This window comes from Streptomyces sp. CB01635 (genome assembly GCF_002803065.1).
Classification (GTDB): domain Bacteria; phylum Actinomycetota; class Actinomycetes; order Streptomycetales; family Streptomycetaceae; genus Streptomyces.
Genome location: NZ_NNBL01000009.1, coordinates 224,015 through 249,525, shown reverse-complemented (window position 1 = coordinate 249,525; position 25,511 = coordinate 224,015). Strand labels below are relative to the sequence as shown.

General features: G+C 67.9%; 18 protein-coding genes and 1 pseudogene. 15 read left to right on the top strand and 4 right to left on the bottom strand.

The window, feature by feature from the left end:
* Positions 1-905 precede the first annotated feature (905 nt).
* The 15 genes from CG723_RS24230 to CG723_RS24160 all read left to right on the top strand — a co-directional run bounded on the left by CG723_RS24230 (position 906) and on the right by CG723_RS24160 (position 21,757).
* Complete coding sequence (locus CG723_RS24230; RefSeq protein ID WP_100595561.1) at positions 906-2,636, top strand: phage tail sheath family protein; 1,731 nt, start codon at positions 906-908, stop codon at positions 2,634-2,636.
* A gap of 11 nt (positions 2,637-2,647) precedes the next feature.
* Positions 2,648-3,172 carry a phage tail protein gene (locus CG723_RS24225; RefSeq protein ID WP_100595560.1) on the top strand — a complete coding sequence of 175 codons (525 nt, stop codon included), beginning with the start codon at positions 2,648-2,650 and terminating at the stop codon, positions 3,170-3,172.
* Between the two features lie 4 nt (positions 3,173-3,176).
* A complete protein-coding gene (locus CG723_RS46410; RefSeq protein ID WP_159032541.1) occupies positions 3,177-3,899 on the top strand; it encodes a hypothetical protein in 723 nt (240 codons plus the stop codon).
* 1,174 nt (positions 3,900-5,073) lie between these two features.
* Positions 5,074-6,267, top strand: a complete 1,194-nt coding sequence (locus CG723_RS24215; protein WP_100595558.1) for a DUF4255 domain-containing protein — start codon at positions 5,074-5,076, stop codon at positions 6,265-6,267.
* Complete coding sequence (locus tag CG723_RS24210) at positions 6,264-8,330, top strand: ATP-binding protein (protein WP_100595557.1); 2,067 nt, start codon at positions 6,264-6,266, stop codon at positions 8,328-8,330. Before CG723_RS24215 ends, CG723_RS24210 begins: the two co-directional genes overlap by 4 nt.
* Entirely contained in the window at positions 8,327-8,689 is a 363-nt protein-coding gene (locus tag CG723_RS47000) for a hypothetical protein (protein WP_199841878.1), read from the top strand. Before CG723_RS24210 ends, CG723_RS47000 begins: the two co-directional genes overlap by 4 nt.
* 64 nt (positions 8,690-8,753) lie before the next feature.
* Complete coding sequence (locus CG723_RS24205; RefSeq protein WP_234374483.1) at positions 8,754-9,395, top strand: hypothetical protein; 642 nt, start codon at positions 8,754-8,756, stop codon at positions 9,393-9,395.
* Between the two features lie 358 nt (positions 9,396-9,753).
* Complete coding sequence (locus tag CG723_RS24195) at positions 9,754-10,875, top strand: hypothetical protein (protein WP_100595554.1); 1,122 nt, start codon at positions 9,754-9,756, stop codon at positions 10,873-10,875.
* Positions 10,872-11,408, top strand: a complete 537-nt coding sequence (locus tag CG723_RS24190) for a phage baseplate assembly protein V (protein ID WP_100595553.1) — start codon at positions 10,872-10,874, stop codon at positions 11,406-11,408. The genes CG723_RS24195 and CG723_RS24190 overlap by 4 nt, the downstream gene beginning before the upstream one ends.
* Before the next feature lie 10 nt (positions 11,409-11,418).
* On the top strand, positions 11,419-11,766 hold the full coding sequence (locus CG723_RS24185) for a hypothetical protein (protein ID WP_100595552.1): 348 nt from the start codon (positions 11,419-11,421) through the stop codon (positions 11,764-11,766).
* On the top strand, positions 11,763-12,134 hold the full coding sequence (locus CG723_RS24180) for a GPW/gp25 family protein (protein ID WP_199841871.1): 372 nt from the start codon (positions 11,763-11,765) through the stop codon (positions 12,132-12,134). Before CG723_RS24185 ends, CG723_RS24180 begins: the two co-directional genes overlap by 4 nt.
* Entirely contained in the window at positions 12,131-14,959 is a 2,829-nt protein-coding gene (locus tag CG723_RS24175; RefSeq protein ID WP_100595550.1) for a putative baseplate assembly protein, read from the top strand. The genes CG723_RS24180 and CG723_RS24175 overlap by 4 nt, the downstream gene beginning before the upstream one ends.
* A gap of 140 nt (positions 14,960-15,099) precedes the next feature.
* On the top strand, positions 15,100-18,156 hold the full coding sequence (locus tag CG723_RS24170) for a putative baseplate assembly protein (protein ID WP_159032540.1): 3,057 nt from the start codon (positions 15,100-15,102) through the stop codon (positions 18,154-18,156).
* On the top strand, positions 18,153-20,279 hold the full coding sequence (locus CG723_RS24165) for a hypothetical protein (RefSeq protein WP_100595548.1): 2,127 nt from the start codon (positions 18,153-18,155) through the stop codon (positions 20,277-20,279). Before CG723_RS24170 ends, CG723_RS24165 begins: the two co-directional genes overlap by 4 nt.
* Positions 20,276-21,757, top strand: a complete 1,482-nt coding sequence (locus CG723_RS24160) for a DUF6519 domain-containing protein (RefSeq protein WP_159032539.1) — start codon at positions 20,276-20,278, stop codon at positions 21,755-21,757. Before CG723_RS24165 ends, CG723_RS24160 begins: the two co-directional genes overlap by 4 nt.
* Positions 21,758-21,832: 75 nt before the next feature.
* On the opposite strand, the gene CG723_RS46995 is transcribed toward CG723_RS24160, so the two are convergent.
* The 4 genes and pseudogenes from CG723_RS46995 to CG723_RS24145 form a co-directional block, all read right to left on the bottom strand.
* Positions 21,833-22,126: a hypothetical protein gene (locus tag CG723_RS46995; RefSeq protein WP_199841870.1), complete on the bottom strand. Its 294-nt coding sequence runs from the start codon at positions 22,124-22,126 to the stop codon at positions 21,833-21,835.
* A 638-nt stretch (positions 22,127-22,764) separates the two neighbouring features.
* A pseudogene (locus tag CG723_RS47815) lies at positions 22,765-23,093 on the bottom strand (transposase family protein); the annotation flags it as partial.
* A gap of 347 nt (positions 23,094-23,440) precedes the next feature.
* Entirely contained in the window at positions 23,441-24,532 is a 1,092-nt protein-coding gene (locus tag CG723_RS24150; RefSeq protein WP_100595546.1) for an integrase core domain-containing protein, read from the bottom strand.
* Positions 24,533-24,743: 211 nt separating this feature from the next.
* Positions 24,744-25,502 carry a hypothetical protein gene (locus CG723_RS24145; protein WP_234374482.1) on the bottom strand — a complete coding sequence of 253 codons (759 nt, stop codon included), beginning with the start codon at positions 25,500-25,502 and terminating at the stop codon, positions 24,744-24,746.
* Positions 25,503-25,511: the final 9 nt, after the last annotated feature.

Here is a 25,511-nt window from a genome sequence, read left to right as displayed (position 1 = left end):
GTCCCATTGCCCACTACCCATAGAGGGCGCCTACCCCAACTCGCCATGTAGGACACGGTCTAAGTGCCTGTTGTCGTTCCGAACTTGGTGGCTGAGTTTCTGCTGGTGGGAGTGCCTTTCGACCGGGCCAGGAAGTGATGGCTTGTCCGTCTTCTTTCTCGTTCGGGGGTGGCCGGTGGCGTCGGTACTGGGGTTGTTGGAGGCGAGGGAAGTGTCAGCACGGGAACGGGCCGAGCGGCTGCGCTCCGAGCTCGAGGACGCCGAGCGGGAGGTGGAACGCCTGGTGACCGCGCGGGAGATGGTGAGCCAGGTGCTGTCCCAGACGCAGGAGACGGGCTCGCAGGAGGCGGTAGCCTGCCCGGATGCGCCCCGGGTGGCGCCGAAGCGGGGTTCGGTGGTGCCGCATCGCCGGGAGGGCCCGGCGGTCGGTTGGGCGAAGACGCGTCGCTTTGTCCCCGCCGGCCGGGTTGAGGCGAGCATCCGGATTCACGTGACATGGCGGTCGAGGCACTCGTCCACCTTGAGGGCATGGGCCACAGCTTTCATGGTGGGTCAGTCGCAGACACAGTGCGCGCCGTCCGGCGACGCCACGGCGCGGCGTGATCGACACCGTGCAGACTGGCCGGACCGAGATGTCACCAGCGGAGGCGGCCCGGCGTCCAGGAGGCGGCCAAGGACAGGCGCCGCAGTCGGTGGATCGGCTGATCAGACCAAAAGGCATCACTCCATCGAAGCAGAGGCCTCTCTCCTGCGGACCTCTCGCCGCACAGCCCGCATACGCTGCGGAAAGGACCTTCGAACAGTGTCATTCAATGTTTGCGCCTGCGCGGCCACCCCGGCTAGCCGGAGACTCGTCGGCAAATGTCCCGGGAGGTGACGTATCCGGGCTGGAGAAAGAGGCTTCCATGCCTGTGAACACCACTTATCCCGGCGTCTATATCGATGAGGTCAAGAGCGCTGTCCGGACCATCACTGGAGTCCCGACCGCTATCGCCGCGTTCGTCGGATACGCGCCCCGGGGGCCGGTGGACCGACCAGTGCACATCACCGGCTGGGCGGACTACGAGAACGTTTTTGGCGGCCTGCACTCGGACAGTCCTTTGAGCTACGCCGTCTACCAGTTCTATATGAACGGCGGCAGCGAAGCCGAGATCGTCAGGGTGGTGGGCGAAGCCGTTCCCGTGGCGCTTCCCATCGGTCGCTCCCAGCGGGCAGCTGGCGGCGCCCCCGCCTCCCCTGCTCCCGCCGGAGAGCCCGATCCCGGAGACGGGGCTCCTGAGCCCCCGGCAGCTGCTCGCTCACGCAAGACTCCCGGCCTCCTGGCCGTCAGCCCCGGTTCCTGGGCCCTGAATCTTCGCGCTCGGGTCGACCACGACACGTCCGAAGACCCGAAGCTGCCCCTCAGCAAACGCAAACTGTACAACCTGACCATCCGCGACACCGGAACCGGCGCTGAGGAGCGATATCTCAACGTCAGCATCGACAGTGACAGCCCGCGGAGCCTCGCACACGTGCTTGCCACGTCCCGGCTGGTCAAGGTAGACCCGGAAAATCCCGTCGTGGGGTTGCCCCCCGAGAACGACGAACCGGAAACGCCCGGCGCCGACCCCTTCGCCGACCCCGAGAAGTCGGACGAGGGCAAGGTACGCGAGTGCTTCACCGCCCCACCCCAAGGCAGCCCCCCTGTCGACGCCATGCCTACGCTGGACAGTTATCTGCACGCAGAGAACGACAAGACAGGTCTCTACCACCTGCTCAAGACAGACATCTTCAATCTGCTCTGCCTGCCTGGCTGTTATGACCATCTCGGCAGCCAGGACGCGGTGAAAGCACTTCAGGACAGGGCACTCGAGCTCTGCGTCGCTCGGCGTGCCATCCTCCTGGTGGATCCACCGTTGGAATGGATCCCAGAAGCAGGGGGCTCCGCCCTTTCCCTCGACGTCGTAACGAACAACGTCGCGCCGAGCCTCCCCTCCGGGGACTCGACGAAAAACGCCGCACTGTACTTCCCGCGGATCATCGCGCCGGATCCCCTGCGCCAGGGCGCGACCAGGCCCTTCCCACCCTGCGGCGTCATGGCCGGCGTTCTCGCGCGGACGGACGTGCAACGCGGCGTGTGGAAGGCCGCGGCGGGCACGGACGCCTCGCTCAATGGCGTCAGCGAGTTGGAGGTGCCGCTCACCGACCTGGAGAACGGCCGGCTCAACCCGCTTGGCATCAACTGCCTGCGCCGACTGCCGGCCGTGGGGCCGGTGGCCTGGGGTGCGCGCACCATGCGGGGAGCGGACCGTCTCGCCGACGAATGGAAGTACCTGCCGGTCCGCCGGCTTGCCCTGTTCGTTGAGGAGAGCCTCTTCCGTGGGACCCAGTGGGTGGTGTTCGAGCCCAACGACGAGCCGCTGTGGGCGTCGATCCGACTGAACGTCGGGGCGTTCATGAACTCGCTGTTCCGTGCGGGTGCCTTCCAGGGACGGACACCTCAGGAGGCGTATCTGGTCAAGTGCGACCGGGAGAACAATCCGCAGAACGACATCGACCGCGGGATCGTCAACGTCCAGGTCGGCTTCGCCCCGCTGAAGCCGGCTGAATTCGTGATCGTCCATATTCAACAGCTCGCCGGGCAGATCCAGGTCTAGGAGGACGGCTGATGCCGGAAATCACGCGCCGGGACCCCTTCAAGAACTTCCGGTTCCGGGTGAAGTTCAGCGGATCCACCGAGTACATCGCGGGAATCAGCAAAGTCAGCGGGCTGAAGCGGACCACCGAAGTCATCAAGCACCGTGACGGCGGCGATCCGGGGAGCAGTCACAAACTTCCCGGCCGAACCGAATACGAGGCCATCACGCTGGAGCGCGGCTGCACCATCGACACGGCGTTCGAGGAGTGGGCCAACCGAGTGTGGAGCCTGCGGAACTCGGCGGGGGGCCTGGAGACCTCCCTCAAGGACTTTCGCCGCGACCTGATCATCGACGTGTTCGACGAGGCCGGTCAGCAGGTGCTCTCGTACTCCGTCCACGACTGCTGGGTCTCGGAGTACCAGGGTCTGCCGGATCTCGATGCCAACGCCAACGGCGTCGCCTTCGAGCACATCAAGCTGGAGCACCACGGTTGGGTACGGGAGCGCACGAACCCGCCGCAGCAGCCGCAGTTCAGTGACACGGCCTCGGGGTGACCCGATGAGGCCGGAACTCACCGAGGTCCAATTGCTCAGTGTGTGGGAGACCGGAGACGGGCAGGCAGCGCCTGCCCGCGCTCTCCTGCTCGCCGCGGCAGCGGCAGCGCCCGGCGAAGCAGTCGCCGATCTCACCCTTGCCGACCTGAACGCGCTGCTGCTCGACCTGCGCGAGGGATCCTTCGGTGCGGCTTTGCCTTGCGCTGCCGATTGCCCGAACTGCGACGAGCCTCTCGAAGTCTCGGTCACCACGGACGAACTGCGAGCACCGGGGCGACGGAACGTTCCGGGCCCGAGGCGTGATCCAGCCACGTTGCTGGCCGAGGGGTACGAGGTCACGTACCGCGCACTCACCGGACGAGACCTGCTGGCTGTCGACCCCGCTTCCTCCGAAGCCCGGCGTACGTTGCTCAACCGCTGTGTGGTCGACACGACCCCCGCAACTGACGACCTGCCGCAAGGGGTCCTCGAAACAGTGGCGCAGCGCCTCGCTGACCTCGATCCGGGCGCCGACACAGTCCTCCCGATCACCTGTCCGTACTGCCGCCACGCCTGGACTGCGGCGCTCGACGTCGCCGACTATCTGTGGGCGGAGGTCGAGGGGTATGCGCGTCGCCTCCTCCATGAAGTGCACACGCTCGCCTGTGTGTACGGATGGTCGGAGTCCGAAGTCCTCGCTGTAAGCCCGGCCCGGCGCCGGTTCTACCTGGCGGCGACGGCCGGATGAGCGACTTCGTCGGCCGGCTGCTGGGGGAGCCGGGACCAAGGCTGCGGCCGCTGCTGCCGAACGTGTTCGACGCGGCGGCACCACGCCTGCAGACGGACGGCGATCCCGTTCCTCCTGCGTTTGTGGAACAGCGCCCCCCGGCGCCTGCCGTCCAGGAACCACGTGCCTCCACGCTGTCGGCGCCGGGACCAGCGCCACACCTCCGGCACGAACCTGCGACGGAATCACTGCCGGATCAGGAGCCTGAACCGAGGACGGCTCCAGAAGCAGAGCAGGGACCACGGACGGCGACAGCAGCCGGTGCGACCCCTGGCCGACTGCTGCCCCGGGCAGCGCCCAGGACAACAGACATGAGCGAGTCCCTCCCGGGCCCTGGCATGCACACCGACCCCCCTTGGGCCGACATCGCCCCGCGGCGCGGACCGGCCCCACAGCCCGACACCGGACTGACGCCGGACAACAACCCGGGACCCGGAGCCAGGCCCCGCCCACGATTCCCCCTCGCGCCGGCAGCATCGATCGAGCCGGGCTCGGATGCCCCACCCGGGCCGTCCGCCACCCTTGCGCCGGGCATCCCCACGAGACCGACGACCTCCCTTGCGTCGGGCACGCCCACCAGACCGACCGTCCCTCCGGGAGCGGCCACCACGCCAGGTGCGGCCGACACTGGGGACCGCAAGGTCGTCGCAGAGCCAAAGAACCGCTCGTCACCGACGCCGAAACGGGCGTCCGTAGACGGCCTGCAGGGCGGAGACGGCTCTCACTTCGTCGTGCGGGCCGAGGCGCGGGTGGCCCATACACAACAAGCAGCGGCCTCCGCCCAGAGCGACGGACCTGCGCCCGGCGATGAGCGAGTTTCACCACCTGCCACAGAGGCGCCCGAAGCCGACCTCCCTGTACGCAGCGGTATGCCTTTCGCTCCGGCAGCCCAGCCTGGCCCATCAGGCGACCGTGCCCACACCTCCCACTCTGTACGGCCCGCGGTCACTCCCCTTGCCGCCACGGCACCGCCCAGGGAGGGGCGGGCGCCTGGCACAGCCAAGGCCGCCGAACCGGTCGTACGCATCACCATCGACCGGCTCGAGGTCCGAGCCACCCCACCACCCGCTGCCGCACCCCGCTCGTCTCCCCGGCGGCCACAGCTCAGTCTCGATGAGTACCTGCGGGGGCGGTCGTGAGCGACGCCTTCGCGGTAGCCGCCGTGACGGAGACGCTCCGCGCCATCCTGCAGGGCGCGGTGGGCCGCATGGTGCCCGGAATCATGGTGACCGCTCTTCCCCCTGACGAGGCGTTCGTGGAGCGTCCCTCCGCCGGGCTCAACATCTTTCTCTACCGGACATCGATCGACGGTGGGTGGCTCAACGCCGACCCTGACGGCATGCGCCCCGGTGAGACCCGCCACCCCATGCTCCCTCTGGTCCTGCACTACCTGGTCACCCCGTACGCGAGCGGGGACGCGGGGGCTTCGGCCGCCGACCGCATCCTCGGCGTCGCGATGTCGGCCTTGCACGACCACCCCGAACTCAGTCCGGCCGACCTCAAGTCCGCCGCTCTCTTCAGCAACCTCCACCAGCAGAGTGAGCGGGTGAGAATCACTCACGTCCCTCTCGGCGTCGAAGACAACTCCAAGCTGTGGACCGCGTTCCAGAGCCAGTACCGCACTTCGGTCGCCTACGAGGCTCGCGTAGTGCTGATCGACAGCACGCTGCAGGGGCGGGCCCCCCTGCCGGTCGTACGCCGTGGCGAGGACGGCAGAGGTCTTGAGGCCGCAGCCAGCGCCGCCGACCGTTGGCCGGCCCTGGAGGCGATCACCGTGCCGGTCATGCTGCCCGGGGACGACCTGGTCCTCACAGGGAACCAACTGGACTCCGGTGTCCCGTCGCTCCGCCTCACTCACCCCTTGCACGGCAATCGCCTTGTCCAGGACGTCCGGAACGTCGGCGGCACCGAGGTCCGTGCCCACCTCCCCGACGATCTCGCCGCCGGCACCTGGTCGGCGACGCTGGTACTCACGGCGGCTGACGGAAGGGAACAGATCACCAAGGCCCTGCCGGTGAGCATCGCCCCGAGGATCACGAGCAGCCTGCCGTTGCCCGTCGCGCGTGATGCCCGAGGCACAGCGTTGCTCACGGTGACGTGTCAATCCTCGGTGCACCCCGATCAGCGCGTCGAACTGCTTGTCGGGGAATTGCCGGTACCAGCAGATCAGTTCGATCAGGCCACCCGTACGCTCCACTTCCGGATGGCCGACGTGCGGCCCGGTCGGTACGCGCTGCGACTGCGGGTCGACGGTGTGGACAGCCCTCTGCTGGATGCCAACTCCGCGCAGCCGCAATTCGCGGTCGACACAGCGGTGGTGGTGACATGACGACCGCTTCCGCCTCCGGGCCCGAGACCCCGGCCGGTCCCCTGTGGGCACCGAACTCCAAGTCGACGCAGGACCGCGAGGACAGCTGGCAGGCGGACAACAGCCGGTTTCTGTCGGCCGCGCTCGAATGGCTACGGCTGGCGCTCCGCGCGCACATCGAGACGCGATCCGGGCCCCCCGTCACGACCGTCACCGAGGAAGAACTCAAGGCTGCTGAGAAGGACATGGAACACGCGGCGGAGGCCCAGCCTCCCCCCGCCCTGATCAGTCTCGGCGGTCTTCTCGGGCTCTCCTCCTTCGAACTGCACACGCTGCTGCTCTGCGTCGCCCAGGAGCTGGACCCCTCGGTCGCTGACCTGTGCGCCCAGGCCCAGGGCCGCCCCCTGGCGTCCGGTCCGACCTTCGCCCTGGCCCTGTCCCTCTTCCCGGACCCCGCCTGGGACGTCATGTCGCCGTACCGCGGGCTGCGCTTCTGGCAGCTCGTGGAGATCAACCGGACGGCCGAACAGCCCCTGGTGACCAGCCCGCTGCGCGCCGACGAGCGGATCGTGAACCACGTCAAGGGACTGGACTACCTCGACGACCGCCTCGAACCCTTCCTGACAGCCGTGGAGTCGCACGCCGCGCCAACCGATCTTGCGCCGTCCCACCACTCCGCAGAGGAGGAGATCACGGAGTGCTGGCGGCACACACCCTCCTGGGCCGGGGGTCGGCTGCCTGTCATCCAGCTTCTCGGCGCCGACCGGGAGAGCAAACAGTCGGTGGCCGCGCAGTCCGCCGCCCAGCTGGGTCTGCTGCTGTACAGGCTGCCGGCGGGGCTGCTTCCCGAGCCGACGGCGGAACTCGAGAGCATCGCGAGGCTCTGGCAGCGGGAGGCCCTGCTGCTCCCGTTCGCCCTCTACCTCGATGCGGACGACACCGAGCTCGTAGGCGGGGCAGACGGCGCAGGCGACCGGTTGGTCGGGCGCTTCCTGCAGCGGAGCGGCGGCCCGTGCTTCGTCGCGACCCGGGAGTTGCGGCCCGACGTACCGGCTCCGACGTCCGGGGTGGACATCGCACCGCCTCCGGTCGCTGAACGTGCCTCCATCTGGAGGACAGCGTTCCCGCCGAAGGACGCGGACCGGCTGGCCGGCCAGTTCGCGCTGGGCCTGTCCGCGATCCAGGAGATCGCGACGGCGTCGGGCAGCGACCCCGACATCGCCTGGCGCACGTGTCTGGCCCGCACCCGGCCGCGCCTGGGCGCCCTGGCCCAGCGTCTGGAGCCGAAGGCCACCTGGGACGACATCGTGCTGCCCGCCCAGGAGGCCGCCCTGCTGCGGCAGATCGGCGATCAGGTGGCGCAGCGCTGCACGGTCTATCAGAACTGGGGATTCGCGGAGACGCACAACCGGGGACTGGGCATCAGCGCCCTGTTCACCGGTCCGAGCGGTACCGGCAAGACGATGGCCGCCGAGGTCCTGGCCGGGCATCTGAGCCTCGACCTGTATCGCGTCGATCTCTCGGCGGCCGTGAGCAAGTACATCGGCGAGACGGAGAAGAACCTGCGCCGGCTGTTCGACGCCGCCGAGCCAGGCGGTGCCATCCTCTTCTTCGACGAGGCGGACGCGCTGTTCGGCAAGCGCAGCCAGGTCAAGGACTCCCACGACCGGTACGCCAACATCGAGGTCAGCTATCTGCTGCAGCGAATGGAGGCGTACCAGGGCCTGGCGATCCTCGCCACGAACTTGCGCCGGTCCCTGGACACCGCTTTCCTGCGACGGCTGCGGTTCATCGTCCCCTTCGCCTTCCCCGACACCACGCAACGCCGCGAGATGTGGGCACGGGTCTTCCCGGGATCAGCCCCCGTCGACGCCCTCGACCTGGACCACCTCGCCGGGCTGCCGCTGAGCGGCGGAATGATCCGCAACATCGCGCTCAACGCCGCCTTCGCCGCCGCCGCGGAGGGAACGACGATCGGGATGGCGGCGGTCCTGACGGCCGCCCGGACGGAACTGCGCAAGGTGGAAATGCCACTGTCCGAAGGCGACTTCGTCTGGGACGGCTCGACGGGGGTGACATCATGAGAATCGAGCTGCACATCGGACGACTGGTCTTCGACGGCATCGCTCCCGGCGACCCTGCTGCTCTTCGTACGGCCCTGGAATCCGAGCTCGGTGACCTGCTGTCCCGCGACCCGGTCGCCCCCCGCCAGGACCAGCAGCTACACCGCGCCACCCCGCCAACGATTGCCGCCGCAGCGGATTCGGCCGCCTTCGGACGCCATATCGCCCGCGCGGTCCACAGCAGCCTGCGGTTGCCGCTAGGGGGGAACGGGATGAAGGAACGAGCTGTCCGAGCGAACGATCAGCCTGCCTCGCCGACCTCAGACCAGAGCCGTCCCCATGAAGCCGCGCCGAATACAGCTGTCGCGGACGGTCGGTAAAACCGGGCTCCTGTTCCACGCTGCACCCGATACCAGCACGACACCGGAGAGCAGGTTGTCCCTCGTGAGCACCCCCACCCCGCCCCGCGGAGGCTTTGTCTTTCTCGACCCAGAGCAGGGGCGTGTCCTGCGAGTGGCGCCGTTTCAGTACAACCCCGACACGCTCACACGCACGCTCCAGCCGCAGGGCATCGGGGGCGAGGCAGGGGACCGTCTGGAAGCGTTGCGGCTGAAGGGACCGCCGCATGAAACGTTCAAGATCGACGCGGAGTTCGATGCGGCAGATCAGCTGCAGCTGGTGACCGGTGCTGCGCCCACGGCAAGTGCTGGGCTGTTCGGGGCATTGTCCGCGTTGGAGACGGCGGTCTGTCCGAGCAGCGCGCAGCTGGCGCATGAGAATGACATGGCGTCCCAGGGAATGCTCCAGATCGCCCCGGTGGAAGCTCCCCTGATGGTGCTGGTGCTCGGTCGGCGCCGGGTCCTTCCCGTGCGCATCACGGACTTCACCATCACGGAAGAGGCCTACGACGGAGAACTGAATCCCATCAGAGCCAAGGTCGGTATGTCCGTCCGCGTCCTCACCGTCGACGACGTCGGCTTCTCCCACAAGGCGGGCGCCCTCTACATCCGTTACCAGCAGAGCAAGGAGCGGTTCGCGGCACTGATCGGATACGGCCCGGGAGCGGTCGGCTACACCGGGATCTGAGTGCGACGGGACGACCTCGAGAGGCAGGAATGTTCGACCCCACCAGCCGGTATCACGGCATCGCCACAACGACCCTGACGACACCTGACGGACGGACCGTCACGTACGTACGGCGTCGCTTCCTGCCGCAGCCTGGGGATCTCACGTCCGTCGGCGTGCAGGTCGTCGCACCCGGCGACCGACTGGACCGGATCGCGGCCAGACAGTACGGCGACCCGGAGCAGGCGTGGAGGATCGCTGATGCCAACGGGGCGATGAGGCCCGAAGACCTCACGGCGGTGCCCGGTCGTCGACTGCGGATCGCTCTTCTTGCAGGTGTGCCCGGGAGCCTGACCATGGCGACGACCCCGGCAACGTCATGACGCGCAGCCTCCAACTCATGCTCCTCATGGGCAAAGTGGTGCCGGTGCCCGCTCCCGCCGTTCTCGTCGATGCCCTGCAGTCCGTGCAGGTCACCTCGTCCAGTGGTTCGGCGAGTGGTTTCCAGCTGGCCTTCGCCGTGAGCAAGCGGTCGCCCCTGACCGAGGTGATGCTGCCCACGGGGCTACTGGACCCCAAGACCCGGGTGGTCGTGGTGGCCGTGGTCGCCGGAGTGCCACATGTCCTCATGGACGGAGTGATCACCCGTCAGGAGATAAACCCCGGTAAGGCCCCGGGCAGCTCGACCCTCACATTGACCGGTGAGGACCTGTCGCTGCTCATGGACCTCCGGCACGTCGAACGCTGCTACCCGGGGCTGCCGCATCATCTGCGCGTGATGCTGGTGTGCGCCGGATACGCACAGTACGGAATCGTCCCGCTGGCTGTCCCGCCGGCAATCAGCAGCCTTCCGAACCCGGCCGTCGAGGTCCCGGTCCAGTCCGCCACCGACCTGGCCTATCTCCGCGCGCTGGCCGACGAGGTCGGCTACGTGTTCTTCATCGAACCCGGCCCCGCCCCGGGAGTGAGCATCGCCTATTGGGGCCCGGAGGTCCGCGCAGGTCTGCCCCAGCCGGCGCTCACGGTCGACTCCGGGACGGCGGACAACGTCGAATCGCTGAGCTTCAGCTTCGACGGACTGTCGCACACCCAGTACACGGCTCGGTTCGTCGAACCCATCGCCAAGACCCAACAGACCGTGCCGGTACCCGACGTCAGCCTGCTCCACCCGCCCCTTGCCCTGCGGCCGGCCCCGGCTCTGCGCGAGGAACCACTGACCGGACAGACCGGCCGGTCACTCGCAGAGACCCTGCTGTGGGGACTGAGCCGCAGAGCCCAGTCCGCCGACGCCGTCACCGGTCAGGGCAAACTCGACGTCCTGCGCTACGGACACGTGCTCAGTGCCCGCAACCTGGTGGGGGTACGCGGCGCGGGCCTGACCTACGACGGCCTCTACTACGTGCGCAGTGTCACCCACGACATCGCCCGCGGTGCGTACAAGCAGAGCTTCACCCTCACCCGAGACGCTCTCGTCTCCAACATGCCGGTGGTGGTCCCATGACGGCTCAGTCCGTGAAGAAATGGCACGGCCTGTATCAGGGCGTGGTGGTGTCCAACGTGGACACCAGCGACATGGGTCGGCTGCTGGTTCGGGTACCGGATGTTCTCGGGGACGACCCGTGCATCTGGGCTTCGCCGCTGTCTCCCATGGCGGGGACGGCCAGCGGCATGTACGTCGTGCCGCTGCAGAACTCCGGGGTATGGCTGCAGTTCCTCGACGGCGACCCCAACAGGGCGGTATGGACCGGCTTCTGGCGAGGCGGCGCGGGCGATGTGCCGCCTGCGGCGAAGTCCACCCCGCCGGGGGTCCCGCAGATCGTGCTCGCCACCCCCTCCCAGAACGCTCTGGTCATCAGTGACCAGAGCGGGCCGGCCGGTGGCAGTGCCATCACCCTGCAGCTCCATGGCGTCGGCGGGCCGTTCATCAAGATGAACGAGATGTCCATCGAGATCTCGTGCGGTCCCGGGCGCGCCAGCATCGTGCTCGACGGAACAGGGGTGCACATCAACGGCGACGCCCTGACAGTGCTGTGAGGAGGACAAGATGCCCGGACTGATTCTCCACAGCGGTGCCACCATGACGTGCGCCCACCAAGGGTCCGCGAACCCTCCGGCACCGGCCCAACAGCGGGTCCTCGTCGGCTCACAACCCGTCGCCACGACGGCGGACACCTTCGTCGTCCTCGGCTGCGCTTTCCCGGCGGCCTCCCTGGGGGCGCCGCCCTGTACGAGTATTCGGTGGACCCAGATGTCCACCCGGGTACTGGTCAACCGACTGCCGGTGCTGCTCCAGCCGACACCGCCCCCGAGCTTCGGCGCGGGCGTCGGGGTCGGCACACCGCCCAGCCCGCCCATGGTCCAGGCTATGCAGCTTCGGGTGCGGGGGACATGAGCGCGATGCACATCGACTTCCCTTTCAACGTCGACGCGAGCGGTCGCACGGCGACGACCCCACACGCCGACCATGTCCGCGACATGGTCGAGCAGGTGCTCTTCACCACCCCCGGTGAACGGGTGAACCGGCCAGACTTCGGCTGCGGTCTGCTCGACCTGGTGTTCGCCCAGAACGGCCCGGAACTCGCTGCGGCCGTCGAGATGACCGCGCAGGCCGCGCTGCAGCGCTGGCTGGGAGACCTGCTCACCGTGGAGTCCCTGACGGTCAGAGCTGAAGAGTCGGCCCTGACCGTTTCCGTGAACTACGTTCTGACAGCCACCGGGGAGAGTCACAGCGTGCTCATGCGCGGCGGGACAGCGTCTTGAGCGCCCATCCGCTCCGTGACGACGAGCAGCGACGCGCCGCGGTGCGGGCTGCCGGGCTGGCCGGCATCGAGAGTGTCTCGGTCGACGCCGGCCGACGCAGTCTCACCGTCCTATTCTTCGGTAGGCTCCCCGAGCGGCTGGACCGGCACAGCTTCCGTGTCGATGGCGGACGGCGGGGCAATGGCATCCGCATCGTCTCCGTCACCAGCATGGCCGACCCGGCGAACTGCCTGACCATGGAACTCGACCGGCCGGGTGACGGGTTCGTCTACCGGCTTCGCGCACTCGGGCAGGGCTTCGACCGCTGCTACGACAGTTTCGAATTCTCGTTCCGACAAGCCGACCCCGAGGCTCCGGCGCCGGCCGACGGCACCGGTCTGCTGCCGACCCACCCGGCACCGGCCATCGACTACCTCGCCAAGGACTACGCGAGTTTCCGCCGTCTGCTGTTCGAACGACTAGCCCTCACCATGCCGGAGTGGACCGAGCGGCACGCACCCGATCTCGGCGTCACCCTCGTCGAACTCCTCGCCCACATCGGTGACCAGCTCAGTTACCAGCAAGACGCCGTGGCGACCGAGGCGTACTTCGACACGGCACGGCTGCGTACCTCGGTACGACGCCATGCCCGCCTGGTGGACTATCCGATGCACGACGGCTGCGCGGCCCGTACCTTCGTGTGCGTCGAGACCAGCGAACAGCTGAAGCTGCGGCCGGACGACCTCGCCTTCACCGCCTTCCCGCCGGGCCGTATCCCGCAGACGGGCGCCGTACTCCCGGCCGAGCTGCTGACGGACGGCCGCCACCCCGTCTACCGGCCACTGGAACGGCGGGACATCGTCCTCCGCCCCGAGCACAACAGCATCGACCTGTGGACCTGGGGCGATCAGGACCACTGCCTGCCCGCCGGCACCACCCGGGCCACGCTTCTGGACCAGCGGCCCCGTCACAAGGGAAGGGACCGCCCGCTGCTGCTCGCCCCCGGCGATGTGCTCGTGTTCGAGGAGATCGCGGACCCGTGGACCGGAAGTATGGCGGATCGCGATCCCACTCACCGGCAGGCCGTCCGCCTCACCCGGGTCACAGAGAGCATCGACGTGCTCTACGACACCAAGGTGCTCGATGTCGAATGGGCCGACGAGGACGCACTCGCTTTCCCCTTGCGCGTCACCACCCGCAGGGGACACAGCCGCGGCCCGAAGACCGTCGTGGCGCGGGGGAACACCATTCTCGTCGAGCACGGCATCGAAAACAGCTGGGGGCCCGACGGCCTCCCCGAAACGGTCGAAGGACCCGCCGAACGCAGCCCCGAGCAGACCTGCCCCGGGTCGGTCCCACCTCGTACCAACCGTCGCTTCATGTCCACGCTGTGCGGTACACAGGTCACCTGGTCCGCGCCCTATCCGCGCCCGGCGGACGTCTCCGTGGGGCAGAGCCGACAGCTGTCCCGTCTGGCCGCCCGTGCCCGTGCCCGGCTGAGGGACATGCACCGCTCCGGTGCGACGCTGTCCGCCGCCGACCGCGACTTCCTGGAAACACTGTTCGAGGCGGGCCTCCTCACCAGGATGCGCGACGACCGGAGTTCCCGGTTCGACCTGGCTTCCCTCCTCTCACGTTTCGACGAGTACCTGTATCCCAAACTGCGCCGACTCGAGGCACTGGCCGGGCGGGCCCGATCCGGCTACGTGCTCGACCGCGCCGACATCGGGTGGGAACTCACGCAGACCTGGGGCGAGGATGCCGCGGGGTTGATCGACCCGGACAACCCCGCACTGCACGGCCCGGCGTGCGCCGGCTTGCGTCCGGACCCGCGCGAGGCTGTCCCCGCCGTACGGATCTGGGCCGAGGGCACCGACAGCGGTGGCGACGCCTGGACACCACGCCGCGACCTGCTGGCCAGCGGCCCTCGCGACCGCCACGTGGTGGGCGAGAGCGATGAGGAGGGGCGGCTCAGTGTCAGGTTCGGAGACGGCCGTACCGGAGCCGCACCGCTTCCGGGACAGCGACTCCTGGCCTCCTATCGCACCGGCAACGGCCGGTCCGGCAACGTCGGCAGCGAAGCCATCAACCGGATCGCGTCCCGTTCCCGTTCCACCCTGTTGGACGGCGTCATCCGCGTTCGCAATCCATTGCCGGCGGCGGGTGGAACCGACCCCGAACCCGTCGCGCAAGTACGGCTGGCCGCACCTCGGGAGCCATTTCGCAGGCTGGTCAGGGCTGTCACGGCCGAGGACTACGAGACGCTCGCCGTCGGGCACCCGGGAGTGCAGCGGGCCGCCGCCGCCCTCCGCTGGACGGGCAGCTGGTACGAGGCGGACGTGGCGCTCGACGCTGAGGGCACATCTGATCTGCCGCACAGGCTGTCCGAGGACGTGAGGCTGGCCCTGCACAGATTTCGCCGCATCGGCCATGACGTGGTCACCGGGCCCGCACTTCAGGTACCCCTCGACGTGGCCCTCACCGTGTTCGTCGACCCCGATCACCTCGCCGGTCACGTCCGCCAGGCCCTGCTGCGGGCGCTGCGGCCCGGCCCGCAACCCGGGGGTGGACTGGGCTTTTTCGATCCCGGCGTCCTCACCTTCGGCACACCGGTACGGGCGAGTGCGCTGGTCGCCGCGGTGGCCGGGGTCCCCGGGGTCCGGCACGCCGAGGTGACGCGGCTGCGCCGGCTCCACCGATTCACTGACGGCGGGGCGAGCCCCGGCCCGGATGTCCCGCCCTCTGGCGTGTTGAGGCTGCGTCCCCTGGAGATCGCGCGACTCGACGGCGACTCCACCCGGCCGGAGAACGGCTGGCTGACCCTGGACCTGCGAGGAGGGCGATGAGCCCGTCGGCCTGCCGTTGCGGCAGCTGCCCCGGTACCCGGTCGACCACGCCGGCAAGGATCTGGAACCGGCCCGCCCTGCCGGCGCTGCAGTACCGCGCGGGTATCTACGACCAGTTCCTGACGTCGATGCTCGCTGGCTTGTCCAGCACCGATCACTCGTCACTCGCCGGGCTGACCACACGTGAACCCGACGATCCTTCCATCGCCCTCATGGAGGGCTGGGCACTGATCGCCGACATCCTGACCTTCTATCAGGAACGGATCGTCAACGAGGGATACCTGCGCACCGCGACCGAGCAGGAGTCTCTGGTCAGGCTCGGACGGCTGGTCGGCCACCGGCCTCGCCCACCGCTCGCGGCCGGCACCTTCCTCGCCTACACCCTCGACGCAGGCACTCGCTGCACCATCCCGGCCGGCTCGCAGGTGAAAAGCGCTCCACCGCCCGGTGGGCTGCCCCAGGTCTTCGAGACCTCGGAGGAACTCAGCGCCCGCGCCGAATGGAACCAGCTTCCGGTCCGTGGGACCGTTCCCCCTTCTATCGATCCCGATGCCGCCGAGATCATGCCGTCGCTCGAACTCGACGGCGTCCAGCCCAACCTCGGCGCCGGTGACCGTCTGCTCTTCACGTTCGGCGATCCCAGCCGGAACGTCACTCGTCTCGTGGAGAGCACTCGACTGGACCCGTATCGCAGGCGGAGCACCGTACTGCTCAAAGCGCCAGGTCCGGCCCACCAGTTGAAGCGCGAGGTACAGGCCTTTCGCGAGGACGTGGACAAGGCCGTACGGAAGCCGCAGCCGTCCAAACCGTTCGAGGACTTCCTGAGAGTGTTGCGCGAAGTCCTGCACGCCGGTGACATCCTCCGTGATCCGGATGCACTGGCGGAAACACTCGACGACAAACTGCAAGCGTTCCGCGAGCGCCTCTCCGGGGCGCAGGCCGACGCGGCGCACGCTGCCGAACTGCTCGACAAGGTGACCGCTCGGGTCGCGGCTGTCAGAACTGCCGCCGGGGCCGTCACAGGCCCGCCCACGGGTACCGCCGGGAAGCGCCCTCCGAGCAGCTCTGACGGGGAACCCTCCGTAAATCCCCTGAGCCTCGGCCGTCAAGTTCTGCACGGGCTGGAGCGCCCCCCGTCCCGGCCTCCTCGCAACCCCAGTGAAATGGCCACCCCTGTCACCGAACTCTTCGGCCCGGACTCTGATGCCATGTCACGTCTGCTCACCGCGAAGAGTCCCCACCTCGCCGAAACGCTCTACCGCGCCCTCGGTACCGTCTCGGTCAGCGCCGCCGACCCGCCCGGCGTGCAGTGCTTCCGCGTGAAAGCAGCTCCCCTCGGTGCGACGATCCCTGACGTGGCAAGCGTCAGAAGGCTGCTCAGGTCGGTGGATTCCACCGACCCGCCCGGCCCGGACGAATCCACCGACGACGGGAGAGTTCTCCTGTTGGACTCGGTGTACGACACGATCCTGCCTGGCACCTGGATTGCCGTGCGCCGGACGGACGGCCATACGAAGACTCGGATCATTCAGGTCACCGACGTCACTCAACTGGCCGTGGCCGACGAGCACTATGCCGCACGGGTGACCCGTCTGCGGCTTGCTGAGCCGTGGACCGACGATCCCGGCGACCTCTCCGCCCGACGCGCAACCACCGTCTGGGCCGCCGGCGAGACGCTTGCCCTCGCCGATCCTCCGGATACGTCCGTGGTCGCCGGCGACGCGATCGAACTCGCCGGTGCCTACGAGGGACTCACTCCCGGTCGCTGGCTGATCGTCTCCGGGGAACGCACCGACATCCCGAATGTCTCCGGAGTCCAGGGCACTGAACTCGTCATGCTCGGCGGAGTACATCAAGGACTCGACGACACCCCTTTCGGCCACGGCGTACGCAGCACGCTCGCCTTGACCACGGAACTTGCCTACCGGTACCGCCGAGACACCGTGGTCATTCATGGCAACGTCGTGTTCGCGACCGCGGGTGAGACCCGGAACGAGATTCTCGGCAGCGGAGACGCCACGCAGGCGGGGCAGGTCTTCCCGCTGCGTCAGGGCCCTCTCACCTGGCTTCCCGCACGCACGCCCGACGGCGCGAGAGAAACCCTGACCGTCCGGGTTTCCGGTGTGGAATGGCCCCGGATCGCCGATCTGAACGAGGCCGACCCGGCCACTCTTGCCTACCGTCTGCGCGTCGGCATCGACGGCGGAACAGCGGTCGAGTTCGGCGACGGACGCCATGGGTCCCGGCTTCCGACCGGTGTGGAGAACGTCACGGCTCACTACCGCATCGGTGGAGGTACCCCGGGCAATGTCGCGGCCGGACAGGTCAATCACGTGGTCAGCCGGCCCCTTGGGGTCAGCGGAGTCACCAATCCGCTGCCCGCCACCGGAGGCACGGATGCCGACGGCCGGGAAGAGGCCCGCCGTAGTATCCCTTTGCGGCTCAGCGCCCTCGACCGACTGGTGTCGGTCCGTGACTATGAGGACTTCGCTCTGGCCTTCGCCGGCATCGGCAAAGCCGTCGCGCGCCGCTGCCCCGTCGGCGCTCGTCAGTTCGTGCACGTGACCGTCGACGCCGCAGACAACGCCCCCCTCGATGCCCGCTCACTGCTCCTGGAAGCTCTTCAGTCGGCTCTCAGCCGGTACGGGGATCCGGCGTTGCCGGTGCGCGTGGAGGTCTGCGAACGGGTACGGCTTGTACTGTCGCTCGGTGTCCGCACGTTGCCGGACCATTCGCGGGACGTGGTCGAACAGGCCGTCCGGGACGCCCTGCTGGACCGGTTGGGTTTCGCCGCGGCAGAGCTCGCCCAGCCCGTCTTCCTGAGCGCCGCCATCGCGGCCGCGCAGGCAGTCCCCGGGGTCGACTTCGTGGATGTCGACGCCTTCGGCGGTGTGGGGGACGATGTCGACGCGGCCGGCGTCATCCGGTTCGCGCGGGAACTCACGGCCTCCCCCTGCGTGCCAGGCCACCCGGCGGGGTACCGCGAGACCCTCTACACTCCGGCCCCCGAGGAAACGAGCGCCTCGGTGGCCGCCGCCAACGGACTCACGGAAGAGCAGCTGGCTCTGCTGAATCCCGACGGCGTCCCTCGAACTCCCGGCACCGCGATGGTGGTGCGGCGGGCCCTCCGCCCTGCCCAGCTCGTACTCCTCGATCCGTCGCTGCCCGAGACTCTCGTCCTGCGGAGGATCCCATGACTCCCGACCAGGTGTACGCGCTGTTGCCCGCCGTCCACCGACGGCTCGACGCGGAGCACGGCAGCAAGCTGTACGAACTGCTCTCGGTCATCGCCGCTCAGGCCCGTGTCGTCCAGGACGACATCGAGCAGCTCTACGACAACTGGTTCATCGAGACCTGCGAGGACTGGGTGGTGCCGTACATCGGCGACCTCGTTCGCTACCGCATACTGCCCGGGACGACCGCCGCGCTCTCCGACAACTCTTCGCCTGCGTACGGGCTGCTCGCCGCAGCCGCGCCCCGCAGGGAGGTCGCGAACACAGTCGCCAACCGCCGGCGCAAGGGCACCCTCGCCCTGCTCGAAGACCTGGCCGCCGATGTCGCGGACTGGCCCAGCCGGGCGGTGGAGTGCCGCCGTCTGCTCGCCGTCACCCAGCCGATCCGGCGGTACACCACCGAGGATTACGACGCACGGCGGCGACTGCGCCGCGGTGGCCTGGTCGACCTGCGCCGAATCGACACCCTGGACCGGATCGACGGGCCGTTCGACGAGCTGGCTCACACCGTCGAAGTACCCCGCGCCGACTCCTCACGCCGCGTCGGCCAGTACAACATCCCTGGTGTCGGCCTCCACGTGTGGCGACTGCGGGCCCACCCGGTGACCATGGCCCCGGCGCTCTGTGTGGACCGGGCCCGGTCGTGCTACACCTTCAGCATTCTCGGAAACGACACCGAGCTGTTCACCAAGCCGGTTCCTGAACCGTCGGCCTGCCACGTCGCGGACGAGATGAATGTCCCGGCGCCCATCCGGCGCAGAGCTCTGACCGAGCGGCTCTACGACTACTACGGCCCGCTCAAGAGCGTGTGCGTATGGACCGGACCACACCCCGACCTTGATGTCGCGGCCCTCGACCGCATCGTGTCCGCAGACCTGTCCGATTGGAGCTACTCCCCACGCGCCGGACAGGTGGCTCTCGACCCGGTTCTCGGACGCATCAGGTTTCCCGAGCAGACGGACCTGGAGCGAGGCGTCCGGGTGACCTACCACCATGCGTTTCCGAGTGACTTCGGCGGCGGTGAGTACCCCCGTCCGGGGAACACGGTGGGCCCAACCGTCGTTCGCTACCGGGTCGGTCCGCGCGAGGAACACCACAGGATCACCGATGCGATTGAGCGGTGGCGCTCCGAAAGGCCGCACAGTCCCGAAGCGATCATCGAAATCACCGGGAACGACGTCCATCGTGACCTCAAGAACATCCTTCTCGAGCCGGAAGACCGTCTCACCCTGCGCGCCGAGGACGGTTCACGACCGGTGCTCGCACTGCCTGACCGGACCGAGAACGGCCCCGCCTCCTTGCGGATCACCGGCACCGGGCCGCGCGAAGGGAACCTGCCGCGCATCGTTCTCGACGGTCTCATGGTGACCGGGGGCAGCGTCCAGGTCCGGGGCAAGGTGGGACAACTCATCGTCCGGCACTGCACGTTCGTGCCCGGCTGGGACCTCGGCGCGCATGGCTTGCCGCGGTCGCCCGAGGAGGCAAGCCTGGAGCTGATCGGCACGCCGGTCTGCGTCGAGATCGAGCACAGCATTCTCGGCACCGTCGTCGTCAGCCGGGACGAGGCCGCGGCCGAACCCAACCGGATCTTCCTCACCGACAGCGTGCTCGACGCCACCCACCCGGAGCTCGCGGCGCTGACCGGTCCGGACGGTCGGTACGCTCACGCCCTCCTCACGGCACGGCGTACCACCGTCATCGGCTCGGTACGCACGCGCGCCGTCGACATGGTGGAGAACTGTCTGCTGGACGGCGACGTCCAGATCGCCCAGCAGACAAAAGGCAGTGTGCGTTTTTGCTGGCTGCCGCCCGGCTCCCGTACTCCGCGCCGTTTGTATTGCCAGCCCGAGCACTCGGGCGACCCGGACCGCGTCGCGCTGAAGTTCGCCGGCACGCGGTACGGCACACCCGACTACGTCCGACTCACCGACGCATGCGCTGAGGAGATCCGGCGCGGAGCGGACGACGGGTCGGAACCCGGCGCGCTGCACGATCTGTTCCGTCCGCAGCGTCAGGACAACCTGCGTGCCCGCCTCGCCGAATACACCCCGGCCGGGTGCAACGCGGGAGTCTTCTTCGCCACATGAGCGCATCGCCCGAGTGGGCCAAGAACTCACTAGCCGTCACCATCCGCCATGCACACCGTCGTTCAGTCAGGGAGCACAAACGCATGCAGGGAGACTTCTCCCGGGTCACCTTCGACCCGGCCCAGCGTTTCTCGGCCGTCCTTTCCCAGCAGGGCCGGGTACAGCTCGACTCCGAGATCAACGAGCAGACAGCGATCCTGCTGCACTACATGCGCACCCTGGCCGCCGACCTGCTCGGGCCGGTCGCGTTTCCTTCCGGTCCCGGTCACAGCCCTGGTGGGTTCTGCGTCGACACGTTCGACGGAGGCAACTTCACCGTGACGCCGGGCCGGATCTACGTGGATGGAATCCTGTGCGAATGTGATGGGACCGACTACTGGAGCCAGCCGGACGGGCACCTCGACCGAGGGCGGGAGCGTGACCAGCTCCCGACCAGTCCTTTCATGGTCTACCTGCGGGTCTGGGAGCGCATGGTCACGGCTGTGGAAGCGCCCCGCATTCGCGAGGTCGCTCTGGGGCTGCACGGCCCGGACACGACGGTACGGACCCGGGTGGTCTGGCAGTTGTGCTGGATGGATCTGGACTCTGAATCCTTCATTCCCGACATGAAGACCGCACCGCAGTTCCTGCGCGACCAGATCGGTCGAAGGTTCAGGCCTCGCCCACTGCTCTCCGCCCGCGTCCGCAACCCCGAAGGCAACAGCGCGCCTTGTGACGTGCCGCCCCAGTCCGGATATCGCGGGCCGGAGAATCAGCTCTACCGAGTCGAGGTGCACCGGGGCGGAAACGCTGAGACCGCGACATTCAAGTGGTCCCGGGAAAACGGCTCGGTGATCCTGCCGATCAGGGCGGTCAGCGGTGCGTCGATCGAGCTGGAGACGCTAGGCCGGGACGACAAACTGGGGCTCGAAATCGACGACGTGGTCGAGATCGTCGATGACGCTTCCATCTGCCGCGCCGCCGCCGACGCGTGGGAGGAGGAATGCCCCCGTCTCTACACCATCAAGGCGATTGACCACGCCAGGCGCAAGGTCGCCCTCGACCACGAGCCGGCCCAGGATCCCTACCAGCCGGACGCCGGAACGGTTCCCGGACGTCACCCGCTGCTTCGCCGCTGGGACCACGGGACGGCAGGGAGGGAGCAGAGAGACGGTGACACCTATACGGGTGTGGACAGCGAGGGTACCCAGCAGATCAGGGAGGGCACCTGGCTTGTGCTCGAGGACGGCGTCGAAGTCCGCTTCGAGGGAGACGTCGAGCGAGCCCCACAGTACCGCCGCGGTGACTACTGGACGATTCCGGTCCGGGTCGTAACCGGTGACGTCGAGTGGCCCAAAGGGCTCAATGGTCGACCTCAGCCGAAACGACCACAGGGCATCGACTATCACTACGCGCCGCTGGCAGTCGTACTGCCCCAGGACGCCACCGAGTACACCATGGTGGATTTGCGGGTGCCGTTCCCTCATCGACGGCAGTGACCGCGGAAACTGCCGCACAACCGCTACGGCACGCGGGTGGGGTCAGTAGCCCCGCGGTCGGCCTTTCGTCGAGCCTCACGGTTGGATACGTGATGTCACGATTATGAAGATGACCATGCACACAACGAAGACCAGGAAGACGGCGCACCCGATTTTCGAATAGGACTTGGCGGAGACGTCCGCGCCGGTCGTCAGGTTATGCAGCTTCTTCACGCGCAGCGTCCCGGACCGCATCCGGCCACTCGCGCGAACCCGGTCACCATTGGCCACAGAGCCTTCAAATATGAGCCCCTTCATCTCGATCGGCACGAGTCTCACCCGATCGATGGAATCGTCGTATTCCTCGACCCGGAAATTCATGACGAACACGCTTGCCGAGTCCTTCCCCCCGTGCTGCGTTCGGGTCTGGACATCACGGACTGTCCCCTCCACAATCCCGCTTTCCAATTTCGGGGGAGGCGGCGGAGGAGGAGGCGGTGGTGGAGGCGGTGGAGGAGGCGGTGGAGGGAGTGGGGGTGGTGGTGGGTCCACGATATCGTCACACGAATCCGCGGGATCGAATCGAACACCGCAGCGAGCGCACGTGGTTACCGCGGGCGATTTCCGTTGTCGACTGCCGCAGTTTTCGCACGATATCCATTCACTCGCCATGCGCCCACTCCTGTACACGCATCCTTGACGTATTGAGACGTCCCCTGCTTTCGTGGAGACGCCCACCCCCGGTGACATGCGCATCGGCTTGGCCCTGAAGGTGACGCAACAACTGAAACCGATCGCCACTGCTCGTTTCGCTGGAGCGAATATCCGGCCATCTGAATTGAAGACAGCCGTCTAGTCTAGAAAGTGGCAGGGTGCCATCAGCGGTCACTCGGGGCAGCGACAGTGCGGGCCCAAAGCCCTCCTTACGATGCTGACGTGAGGTGCAACGGGCCGCAACCTGAGCACCGTAAACCACGGTCGCCGGCGCCGACAGTGGGTGTTTTCCACCCTCGCTCTGAGCTGGTCAGTCAAAGGGTGAAGACGGCGTGGACGGGTTTGGTGATCCGGGTGGTTGAGCCCCGCAGTTTGCGGAGGAGCCTCAGGTCCTGAGGGTGGCGACAGCCTCTCGACGAGGGCTCGGCTTTCGCGTGGGGCTGGTTCCCTGCCTTTTGCCCTGGGGAGAGGGTTTCGCTGCGGCTCCAGTACGGGACACGGACCGTGCCGCCGGCCCCCGGTAACCCTGGTCGACCCAGCACTTGATGCCGACCTCGGCGAGGGCATCAGCGATGCCGTGTTCACGGGCTGCGCGGACGTCGTGGATGGTGCCGGGCAGCGCTGACGAGGCTGACGGCAGGCGGTCGAATTATTGGGGTGGGTAACCGCGAGCGCGTACCGTTCGGCAGTTGCGTGCGCGGGCGGCGAATACCCTGTAGTTCGGCTGTAGATCGGTGGTCGGCGCCATTCGGCTTCGCGGAGCGGTTGCCGTTGGTGGGTGTTGGGAGAGATGTTCTTCCTGCCCGCTTGTCAGGGGCATTACGCGCCCGTAGAGCAACTCCACTGCCATCGATGAGTCACCACCTGTGCTTGGCAGCCTCGAAGGGCTGGAGAGAGCTGTTGAACGGCAGTTGCTGCGTTGCCATTTGTGAGCAACGGCACTCAACGGAGTGCACAACTTTGCGGGTGCCGATTAATCATCCGGCCTGTTCAAGCCGCATGTTGGTACTGATGCAGCGTTCCGCCGAGTCGCTCTCGTCGATAGACCTGTAGGTCCTCGATCTCCCCTGGTTCGATGATCGGTTCGGGTAGTGAGCGGAGCGGGGCGGCCTGATCCAAGGCCCGGTGTGGCCGGTGCCCGTTGTAGAAGGATTCGAACTCGCGCAGCGCGTGGAGCAGGTGGCTGTGGTTCCAGATCAACGTGCGGTCCAGCAGCTCGCGCCGGCAGGTTTGTATCCAACGCTCCATGATGGAGTTCATCCGCGGCATCCGGATGCCGCTGGTGACGACCTTCAGCCCGGCGTCGGCCAGCACACCGTCGAAGGCCTGTGTGAACTTCGAGTCACGGTCACGGATCAGGAACCTGGCCCTGCTCCTCGCGTCCTCCAGGTCCATAACGAGGTTACGCCCGAGCTGCACGACCCACTGTGCGGTGGGGTGCGCGGTGGCGCCGAGAACGCGGATGCGGCGGGTGGAGTGCTCGATCACTGCAAAGACGTACAACCGCGCCCCGGCCAGGGTGCGGGCCTCGAAGAAGTCGCAGGCCAGAAGCGCGTCGGCCTGGCTGCGCAGGAAGTCGGACCAGGTCGTGCCTTCCCTCTCCGGGGCGGGTGGGATGCCGTGCTCACGAAGGATCTCCCAAACGGTGGAGGCGGCGACCTTGATACCCAGCGCCGCGAGTTCACCATGGATCCGGCGGTACCCCCACGAGCTGTTTTCGCGGGGCATACGCAGGACGAGGGCGCGGATCGAACGGATGGCCGGCGGGCGACCGCGTCGCCTCGGCACGCAGGTCGCGGCGTGGCGCCGTTTGAGCAGATTGCGGTGCCAGCGCAAAAGCGTGTCCGGGCGCACCAGCAGCAGGACGTGCCGCAACTTCTCCCCCGGGAGGCGGTGGAGCAGGCCAGCGAGGATGACGCGGTCGGTGTCGTTGAACGCGGGCTTGCCGACCTGACGCTGCAGGACCAGCAACTGGTGCCGCCGCGCCAGCATTTCGATGCCCTTCTCCCGGTCACTCATAGGCACCAGGCGCAGGAGCGCAACGGTGGCCGTCGCGGTGAGGTAGGCCAGGCGCAGCAGCATGACAGGTCATCCTGCCGTCCTGCCGCGTACAGGTGAAGACAGTTGGGCGGCCGGCGAGTACGGCACGAGATCGGCGATCAATGCCTTCACCTGGGCGGATGATTTGTCGGCACCCGCAGTGGTGCCGGGTGCATCTGGAGCCGCGCTCATCGGTAAGCCCGCCTGTCTCGGCAGTCGTGTGTGGAGCCACACCCGGCTGCCGCCGGAAACGCTACTCGTTGTCGTCGACCAACCGGTCGATCACGGCTTGCACGACATCCGCGCGACGCCGGTCGTCGTGCTGGTCGCGCACGGCACGCTGGAGTGCGAGCAGGTCGCGCCATGCGTCCGCGTCCTGCTCCATGACGGAATCGACGACGGGCGCGGAGACAAGACGCAGACACTCGGCGAGATGGCGGCGAGTGGTCGGGGAGGGCGGGGAATCGGTGTCCGGCGTGCTGAAGCCGCTGGTGAGACAGCGGGCAGGGTCGATGAGGCGCCAGCCGGTCAATGCGCCGTCGTGGACCAGCAGTTCCACGTCGGGGGCGATGCCGATCCGGGCGTCCGGCTGCCTGGCGAGCAGGTCGGCTGCGCGCAGGCACACCAACTCGGCGCCGTCCGGGGCGCAGCGGAACACAGCCGCCTGCGGTAGTTCGAACTCCGACGGCTCGTTTGCCCGCAGCCCGGCCGACTCGCTCGGCGGCAGTGCTGCCGCACCGTGTCCTGCCTCGTAAGGAGCGGACCGGAGCGGAAGGAAGAACGTAGCGCTACATAGCCCCCGACTGTCCCTGTCGAACCGGAGGAAGTCGTTCTCCGACCACAGCCACTGCATGCTGCCGAAGGTGTCGGCCAACTGCTTCTCACGCTCACGCGCGTCCGCGTATCCGGCGATGATCAGTTGTTGGCCGGGAAGGTCGAAACGCGGGGTGAACCGCAACGGACGCCCCGTCGTCTCGACACTGACCGTGCCGCCGACCGAGAAACTCACCATGGTTGTCGC

Coding starts and splice junctions, on each gene's coding strand:
- CG723_RS24230 (WP_100595561.1), top strand. CDS start 906: ATGCCTGTGAACACCACTTATCCCGGCGTCTATATCGATGAGGTCAAG.
- CG723_RS24225 (WP_100595560.1), top strand. CDS start 2,648: ATGCCGGAAATCACGCGCCGGGACCCCTTCAAGAACTTCCGGTTCCGG.
- CG723_RS46410 (WP_159032541.1), top strand. CDS start 3,177: ATGAGGCCGGAACTCACCGAGGTCCAATTGCTCAGTGTGTGGGAGACC.
- CG723_RS24210 (WP_100595557.1), top strand. CDS start 6,264: ATGACGACCGCTTCCGCCTCCGGGCCCGAGACCCCGGCCGGTCCCCTG.
- CG723_RS47000 (WP_199841878.1), top strand. CDS start 8,327: ATGAGAATCGAGCTGCACATCGGACGACTGGTCTTCGACGGCATCGCT.
- CG723_RS24195 (WP_100595554.1), top strand. CDS start 9,754: ATGACGCGCAGCCTCCAACTCATGCTCCTCATGGGCAAAGTGGTGCCG.
- CG723_RS24190 (WP_100595553.1), top strand. CDS start 10,872: ATGACGGCTCAGTCCGTGAAGAAATGGCACGGCCTGTATCAGGGCGTG.
- CG723_RS24185 (WP_100595552.1), top strand. CDS start 11,419: ATGCCCGGACTGATTCTCCACAGCGGTGCCACCATGACGTGCGCCCAC.
- CG723_RS24180 (WP_199841871.1), top strand. CDS start 11,763: ATGAGCGCGATGCACATCGACTTCCCTTTCAACGTCGACGCGAGCGGT.
- CG723_RS24165 (WP_100595548.1), top strand. CDS start 18,153: ATGACTCCCGACCAGGTGTACGCGCTGTTGCCCGCCGTCCACCGACGG.
- CG723_RS24160 (WP_159032539.1), top strand. CDS start 20,276: ATGAGCGCATCGCCCGAGTGGGCCAAGAACTCACTAGCCGTCACCATC.
- CG723_RS24150 (WP_100595546.1), bottom strand. CDS start 24,532: ATGCTGCTGCGCCTGGCCTACCTCACCGCGACGGCCACCGTTGCGCTC.
- CG723_RS24145 (WP_234374482.1), bottom strand. CDS start 25,502: ATGGTGAGTTTCTCGGTCGGCGGCACGGTCAGTGTCGAGACGACGGGG.